General features: G+C 58.7%; 8 protein-coding genes. 2 read left to right on the top strand and 6 right to left on the bottom strand.

Annotation, left to right across the window (positions count from 1 at the left end; translation table 11 throughout):
* The first annotated feature begins 43 nt into the window (after nucleotides 1–43).
* A complete protein-coding gene (tnpB, locus tag K289_RS47145) occupies nucleotides 44–385 on the top strand; it encodes an IS66 family insertion sequence element accessory protein TnpB (protein WP_051311338.1) in 342 nt (113 codons plus the stop codon).
* A 140-nt stretch (nucleotides 386–525) separates the two neighbouring features.
* Here tnpB and cysN read toward each other — a convergent pair whose 3' ends face one another.
* The 5 genes from cysN to K289_RS0139980 form a co-directional block, all read right to left on the bottom strand.
* On the bottom strand, nucleotides 526–2,418 hold the full coding sequence (gene cysN, locus K289_RS0140000) for a sulfate adenylyltransferase subunit CysN (RefSeq protein WP_027556448.1): 1,893 nt from the start codon (nucleotides 2,416–2,418) through the stop codon (nucleotides 526–528).
* A complete protein-coding gene (cysD, locus tag K289_RS0139995) occupies nucleotides 2,418–3,353 on the bottom strand; it encodes a sulfate adenylyltransferase subunit CysD (protein ID WP_027556447.1) in 936 nt (311 codons plus the stop codon). The genes cysN and cysD overlap by 1 nt, the downstream gene beginning before the upstream one ends.
* Before the next feature lie 689 nt (nucleotides 3,354–4,042).
* The gene (locus K289_RS53300; protein WP_027556446.1) at nucleotides 4,043–4,276 is read right to left on the bottom strand and encodes a hypothetical protein; all 234 of its coding nucleotides are present in this window, start codon (nucleotides 4,274–4,276) and stop codon (nucleotides 4,043–4,045) included.
* On the bottom strand, nucleotides 4,251–4,523 hold the full coding sequence (locus K289_RS47140; protein ID WP_371260915.1) for a nucleotidyl transferase AbiEii/AbiGii toxin family protein: 273 nt from the start codon (nucleotides 4,521–4,523) through the stop codon (nucleotides 4,251–4,253). Before K289_RS47140 ends, K289_RS53300 begins: the two co-directional genes overlap by 26 nt.
* Nucleotides 4,510–5,307: a type IV toxin-antitoxin system AbiEi family antitoxin domain-containing protein gene (locus K289_RS0139980; RefSeq protein ID WP_027556444.1), complete on the bottom strand. Its 798-nt coding sequence runs from the start codon at nucleotides 5,305–5,307 to the stop codon at nucleotides 4,510–4,512. Before K289_RS0139980 ends, K289_RS47140 begins: the two co-directional genes overlap by 14 nt.
* A 314-nt stretch (nucleotides 5,308–5,621) precedes the next feature.
* Between K289_RS0139980 and K289_RS0139975 the strand changes: the two genes are divergently transcribed.
* On the top strand, nucleotides 5,622–6,929 hold the full coding sequence (locus K289_RS0139975) for a DUF2130 domain-containing protein (RefSeq protein ID WP_027556443.1): 1,308 nt from the start codon (nucleotides 5,622–5,624) through the stop codon (nucleotides 6,927–6,929).
* A 7-nt stretch (nucleotides 6,930–6,936) separates the two neighbouring features.
* Here the strand turns inward: K289_RS0139975 and K289_RS47135 are convergent, their stop codons facing one another.
* Nucleotides 6,937–7,221, bottom strand: a complete 285-nt coding sequence (locus K289_RS47135) for a LexA family transcriptional regulator (RefSeq protein ID WP_027555782.1) — start codon at nucleotides 7,219–7,221, stop codon at nucleotides 6,937–6,939.
* Between the last annotated feature and the right edge of the window lie 40 nt (nucleotides 7,222–7,261).

The following is a 7,261-nucleotide window of genomic DNA, read 5'->3' as shown; positions in this document are numbered from 1 at the left end:
TGGCGACGCTTTCGACGGTGCTGGCGGCGCTCCGGGGCTGCCGGTGATTGCGTTACGGTCCGACCTCAAGGTGGTGTTAGCGACACAGCCGGTCGATTTCCGCAAGTCGGTGCACACGCTGTCGGCGCTGGTGAGCGAAGCGCTGCGTGCGAACCCGTATTGCGGTGACGTCTTCGTGTTCCGCAGCAAGCGCATGGACAGAGTGAAGCTTCTGGCGTGGGACGGCAGCGGCATGGTGCTGGTGACGAAGTGGTTGCACGAGGGACGCTTCACTTGGCCGCCGATCCGCGACGGCGTGGTGCATCTGAGTGCGACGCAGCTCGCGATGCTGCTCGAGACGTGGGAGCTCATACCGGTTACGAATGGTCGATCCCCGGCGAACTAGAATAGGGGCCTGTGTCAAGCCGTGAAGCCAGAACGAAAGCCGCTAGGTTCGGGCAGCACGGGCATGGCGGATGAGGACATCCACGACCTGTGTGACCAGAGTCCAGCCTTCGACAAGGTCGAATGGTTCCCTAAGTCGAGCTATGTCAGCGAAATAATCCCTCTTGCGGCAAGCGCATCTAGAACCTGATCCGCCAACTGTTCTGGTGGCTGGCCCAAGGTCTTCAAGTGTACCTCCGGCGCGCGCGGCGCTTCGAACGGGGCGTCGATGCCAGTAAAGTTCTCGATTTTGCCTGATTTTGCCCTCGAATAAAGTCCCTTTGGATCGCGTCGGACGCACTCATCTATTGGCGTATCCACAAAGACCTCGACGAATTCGCGCTTCCCAACGAGCTTGCGTACCAGGTCCCGCTCGGTCATGTAGGGCGAGATAAACGAGCAAATGACCATCAAGCCGCTGTCGAGCATCAGTTTTGCCACTTCACCGGCTCGTCGGATGTTCTCGATCCGATCCGCGTCAGTGAAGCCGAGATCGCCATTGAGGCCGTGACGGAGGTTGTCGCCGTCCAGCAGCATCGTGTGATGCGACATCGCGAACAGCTTCTGGTCGACGATATTGGCAATCGTCGACTTGCCGGCGCCCGAAAGTCCGGTGAACCAGATGATGCATGGCTTCTGCTCCTTGAGCCCGGCACGCTCCTGCTTGCCGATCGATAGCGGTTGCCAGGCAACGTTGCTCGCGCGGCGGAGCGGAAAATCAATCATTCCCGCGCCAACCGTTCGGTTGGTGTAGCGGTCGATCACGATGAAGGATCCGGTGCGCCGATTCACGTGGTAGGGATCAAAGCTCACAGGCAGAGTGGTCGCAACGTGGCAGAAGCCGAATTCATTGAGCCCGAGCGTCGTCGCCGCAAGAGGAGGCTCGCCGGTATTGACGTCGATCTTGTATTTGATGCGCGTGACGTTGCCGGAGGCAATCGATTGCGTGCCGATCCGAAATGCATAGGAGCGGCCCGGTACCATTGGCTCTTCATCCATCCAGATCAGATGAGCGGCAAACTGGTCGGCGACCGTAGGGCGCTGGGTTGGACCTGCGAGGACATCGCCGCGGCTGACATCGATCTCATTTTCGAGCATGATCGTTACTGCGTCGCCAGCTTCTGCAACCGCAAGATCACCATCATAGGTCACAATTCGCTTCACGCGCGAGCTGCGACCCGATGCTGCCACGATAATTTCGTCGCCAACCGCGATGCTTCCCGAGGCGATCGTGCCCGCATACCCCCGGAAATCCAGATTGGGGCGGTTCACCCACTGTACCGGAAAGCGGAAGGGCAGGTCGGTCGTCTCGGACTGAATGTCGATAGTCTCGAGGCAATCCAGCAGAGACTGGCCGTGATACCAATCGGTGTTGCCGGATCGGTAGATGATGTTGTCGCCGTATCTGGCGGAGATCGGGAATGGAACGATCGACTTGAAGCCGAGCGCCGAAGCAAAGGCGACATAGTCGCGCACGATGCCGTCGAAGACATCTTTTCGGTAATCCACGAGGTCAATCTTGTTTACGGCCAGGAGGATGTGCCGGATGCCCAATAGTGAGCAGATGAACGAATGGCGTTTGGTTTGCACCAGAATCCCGTTGCGCGCATCGATCAGGATGATGGCGAGCTGCGCGTTGGAGGCGCCGGTTGCCATATTGCGGGTATATTGTTCGTGGCCCGGCGTATCGGCGACCATGAACGATCGGCGCGGCGTGGTGAAGAACCGATAGGCGACATCGATAGTAATACGTTGCTCGCGTTCAGCTTCGAGGCCGTCGACCAACAGAGCAAAGTCGATGTCCTCGCCCGTCGTGCCGTGCTTGGCGCTGTCGCGCGCGAGTGCCCGTAGCTGGTCCTCATAGATCATCTTGCTGTCATGCAGGAGTCGCCCGATCAGCGTCGATTTGCCGTCGTCGACCGAGCCACAGGTGATGAACCGCAATTGATCTTTGCTAACGGCCTCGCCGAGGCAACCCGCAGCATCCGTATCCATCAGAAGTATCCTTCTCGCTTCTTCTTCTCCATTGAAGCGGCCTCATCCGTATCGATGAGACGACCTTGGCGCTCCGACACTTTGGTAAGCCGCATTTCGGCTACGATGTCCTCGATGGTAGTGGCCTCCGATTCGATGGCGCCGCTCAGGGGGTAGCACCCAAGCGTGCGGAAACGGATCGTCCGCAACTCGGGGGTCTCATTTGGCCGGAGCGGGAGCCGCTCGTCGTCCATCATGACCAGGGTGCCATTCCGATGCACCACACGTCGCTGTTTCGCAAAGTAGAGAGGGACGACGGGGATGTTTTCGAGCATGATGTACTCCCAGATGTCGAGCTCTGTCCAATTCGACATCGCGAACACCCTCATCGTTTCGCGTTGCCGGATGCGTGTGTTGAACAGGTTCCAAAGTTCGGGCCGCTGGTTGCGCGGATCCCAGGCATGTCCTGCCGCGCGGAACGAAAATATGCGCTCCTTGGCACGGCTTTTCTCCTCGTCCCGCCGCGCGCCGCCGAATGCCGCATCGAATCCGTAGATCTCGAGCGCCTGCTTGAGCGCGTCGGTCTTCATAACCTGCGTATGCAGCGCGGAGCCGGAGTCGATGGGATTGATGCCGCGCGCAATGCCGTCCTTGTTCACGTGGACGATCAGATCGATCCCGATGCGCCTGGCCGTCTCGTCGCGAAAGGTGATCATCTCGCGGAACTTCCAGGTCGTATCGATGTGCATCAGTGGGAAAGGCAACTTCGCCGGATAGAATGCTTTCACCGCAAGGTGCAGCATGACGCTTGAATCCTTGCCGACCGAATAGAGCATCACCGGCTTCTTGAACTCTGCGACAACCTCGCGCATGATTTCGATCGACTCGGCCTCGAGCCGCCGCAAATGCCGCGGAAGCGTGCGCGTTTCGAGTCGAGCTAAGTTCTGCACGGTCATCTTGAACATCCTCGAGATGTGCCCCGCGCGATGAGCTTGCCGTTGCGGATTCATGCCGCATCTGAGGGCTTGACTATGGGATCAGTAATTCAGCGTGGCTCGCTGCGGTATCTCATCCTCGGTCGGTCCAAGCGGGGGATAGACGTCGGCGCATCGCCTTCGCCAAGAGCATAGAATTCTGGTGGGCGAACCTACGGGCTGTAGATGGGAAACTGACTGACGGTCAATTCATTCCTTGGTTGCTGCCTCAACATACGCTGGTTTATCGTGTCGCAAAGCCGTTGCGGGTGCGCGCCGGCGCAGCGCGATCGGGCCGTCCCGCTGAAGGGTAGGGCATGATCCTCCACACGCTTTCGAGCTTGCGGTTGCCCTCGCCGCCGGTGTAGAGCTGGTCAGAGTTGCCGAAAGCCGCGCCTACGACCGGGTTGCCGTGTTTATGATGACATACTCCTCGTAGTTTTCCCGACGGGAAACCTACCCTGTTGCTCAATGGCTGGCACTTTTCCTACCCGGCAGTAGGTGAGTTGGTGAAATCGATTTTTTGGATGTAGTGCATTCAGATCGCGGATAGTGACGCTTCCTGCGGTCCTGATCTCAATCTCCTGGCATCCGATACTTTGATGAAAGTCTCGCGGCGGCAACTCCGGTGGCCGGTGAGCGATGAATTAGGTGGTTTGCAGTGCCGCCCTTCATACAAGGCTTTCGTGGCCCGCAGACAGTCTCGTGCTGGACCAGCAAAACACCTGATTGGTCACTCGACCCGCTAGCCGGAGCAGTTCGACGCTCGGCGACACGTCGCGCACCTCTGGCTCGAAGACGCAGCCCCTGATCACCGGCGTAACCTCGATCTTGATCTGCGCATCACCTTTCTGGACGGTCAGCTTGGTGACGATCTTTTCATGGGCGTTGACGACTTCCGTCACCCGCGCGCCCGGCAATCCTTTCCTGATGGCCGCCGCTATGCGCTTTATCGATCGCGGCAAGAGATTCGGGGCGCGGAGCCACCGGCAGATATGTCAGGTCCATATCGACCGACAGGCGCGGCATGTCGCGGTGGAAGAGATTGATGGCGGTGCCGCCCTTAAGCGCAAAATCGGGCTCCGCCGCGACGAACGGGACCGTCTCGATCAACAAGGCCACTTGATGCCGATATTTTTCAGACAGGGGCATTGAGGTCGTCTGGGATGGTTATGAGGTATTTGGTGTCGAGTTTGCCGCCCTTGACGAGCATGCGCTTTCCCGTGCCGAGATTGACTTTCGACTTGTCGATCTGTCTGAGCCAGGCGTGCTGATGTCGCTCCGAGAACCAGAAGAACAGACGTTTGACCTTGACGCTTTTGCAGTCGGTCAGAAGCGTTTGCAGCCGCCGGGGACTCAGGCTCCTCAAGCCTTCCGCCAGTGCATCGACCTGATGGAAGCTTTCGTGGCGGGGCAATTCGTCGAGCAGTTCGAGGAACGCACGTTCGGGCGTCGATACCGTGAGAGGCCAGTCGAATGGTCCCGGTATTTCCCGCGTCGTTCCCGACTTTAATCCGGGCGGGCTCCCGTGCGTTTTGAATAGACTTTGCGTGCGGTGAACGCGGAATTTCTGTTTGAGCGGGAGTTTGCCGAGCCAGCCGGGAGCAGGCCGCGTTCCGTATAGATGTACGGTCGAAGGACCCGTCTGGCTCAGGTAGTGGCCGAGGCCTTGCGCTTCGATAGCGGTACGTCCGCCGACGACGAAATCGGAGCCGAGCAGTCGCTGGAGCGAAACGACCACACTCAGCCAGGAGAGTTCGCCGAGCGGGCGCTTGAAGGTCCCCCGCGCCGGCTGAACGAGCCAGCCGGCCGATACGTATTGGCTGCGCAGGCTGGTGGAATATCCATGCCGTTCCATCCAGGCAGCATTGACCAGAAGTCCCTGCGGGAGGGTCCTTTCGAGCTTGTTTAGCTTTCTGTCGTTTTGTTCAGCCATACTAAGTAAATTAGCAGTTTTTCAAACCAGCTCGAGGTTTAAAATATATCCACTTTCCGCAGCGAGACTAAGTAAAATCATCATAACGCAAACTCACCTCGGGATCCAAAATTGACATTTTGTTCCTATTTTGTTCTATTCTAGGCTACCCTCCTGCGAGGCTGCTCGCGCAAGCGTTCGGGTAGATCAACGTGTCGGTGGAAAACCCGCCGGCCAAGTCGAAATCGACGACGCGTATGTGGACATTAAGCCGAGCGACATCGCAATCGCGCACAGATCATGTTGAATCCGGTTGCAACGATGATGGGGAGTTCATGAGTTTCAAAGCAACCGGCGCTTCGCACGAGGCGACCCTGCATTGCCCCAACTGCAATCACGAGATCCGGCTGACGGAGTCGTTGGCCGCTCCCCTCCTTGCTGAAACCCGTCAGCGCTTTCAACAGCAGCTGGCCAGCAAAGATGCAGAGATGGAGCGTAAGACCGAGGCACTGCGGCTGGAACGCGAGCAGGTCGCTAAGGACCGCGAGCAAATCGAGGACCACGTTGCGAAGCGATTGACCGCCGAACGTACCCAGCTGGTCGCGGCCGAAAGCAAGAAGGCGCGAGAGGCGGCCGCAGCCGAGCTGCAGGCGAAGGAAGCGGAAGCCGCGGAGCTGCGAGCCAACCTGCTTACCAACAACGCAAAGCTTGCCGAGGCCCAAAAGCAGCAAGCCGAACTGATGCGACAGCAGCGCGCACTCGAAGAGGAAAAGCGCGAACTCGACCTGACAATAGAGAAGCGCGTGCAGGCCTCAATCAGCGAAATCCAGATCAAGGCCAGGCAGGAAGCCGACGAGGCTGCGCGCTTACGCGTTGCCGAGAAGGACCAGACCATCGAGTCCATGTCTCGAACGATCGAGGAGCTCAAGCGCAAGGCCGAGCAGGGATCACAGCAATCCCAAGGGGAAGTACTCGAGCTCGAGCTCGAAGAGCTTCTGCGCGGACGTTTTCCGACCGATTCGATAGAGCCGGTTGGAAAAGGTGAGCTCGGGGCGGACGTTATTCAACAGGTGAATGGTGCTATTGGCCAATCTGCCGGCATCATCCTTTGGGAAACCAAGCGCACTAAGGCATGGAGTGACGGGTGGCTCGCTAAATTGCGTGATGACCAGCGTCGTTCCGGCGCCGATATCGCTCTGATCATCTCCCATGCGCTGCCGAAGCATATCGAGCAATTTGACTTGGTCGATGGGGTATGGGTGGCTCATCCGCGTTGCGCATTGCCGGTCGCCGTCGCGCTCCGCCAGGGTCTGATCAATGTGAGCAGCTCGCGCCTCGTTCAGCAGGGTCAGCAGACCAAGATGGAGCAGGTTTATCACTACCTGACCGGCACAAAGTTCCGCCAGCGCGTCGAAGCGGTGGTCGAGAAGTTCAACGACATGCGTGAGGACCTCGACAAGGAGCGCAAGTTCATGGGCCGTCAGTGGGCCAAGCGGGAGACGCAGATCCTGGCCGTCGTGGAGTCGACGGTCGGCATGGTCGGCGACCTGCAGGCGATCGCCGGCAAGGCCATGCCGGAGATACCGAGCCTCGAATTGCCACTACTTGAATCCTCGGCCGAGTCCGAACGGAGAGCGAGCTAGTGGCTCGTCACAGTGGTTTTGACGGTTTGATACCGAGCCAATCTAGGATCGGCAAGTTTTCTGGTGGCACGAGGATTTCGATGCTTCTGGGGGCACCGGCTTGACGGCGAATGAGGCCGTTGCGTTCGAGCGTGACAATCATCTGATGGACTGAGGGCGGGCTGACGCCGAAGTGGCGCTGCATATCGGTTTCGGCAGGCGGCCGTCCGAACATGTACGAGTAGGTATAGATGAAGGCCAGGTAGTGGCCCTGCTTTTCAGTAAAGTGCGCGGCGCCTGATTTTTGACTCATCGATCGATTCGTCCCGGGCCTCCGACAGGGAGGCGACGAT

Origin of the sequence: Bradyrhizobium sp. Cp5.3, assembly GCF_000426265.1 — a bacterium.
Classification (GTDB): domain Bacteria; phylum Pseudomonadota; class Alphaproteobacteria; order Rhizobiales; family Xanthobacteraceae; genus Bradyrhizobium; species Bradyrhizobium neotropicale.
This window is presented reverse-complemented; position numbering and strand designations above follow the sequence as displayed.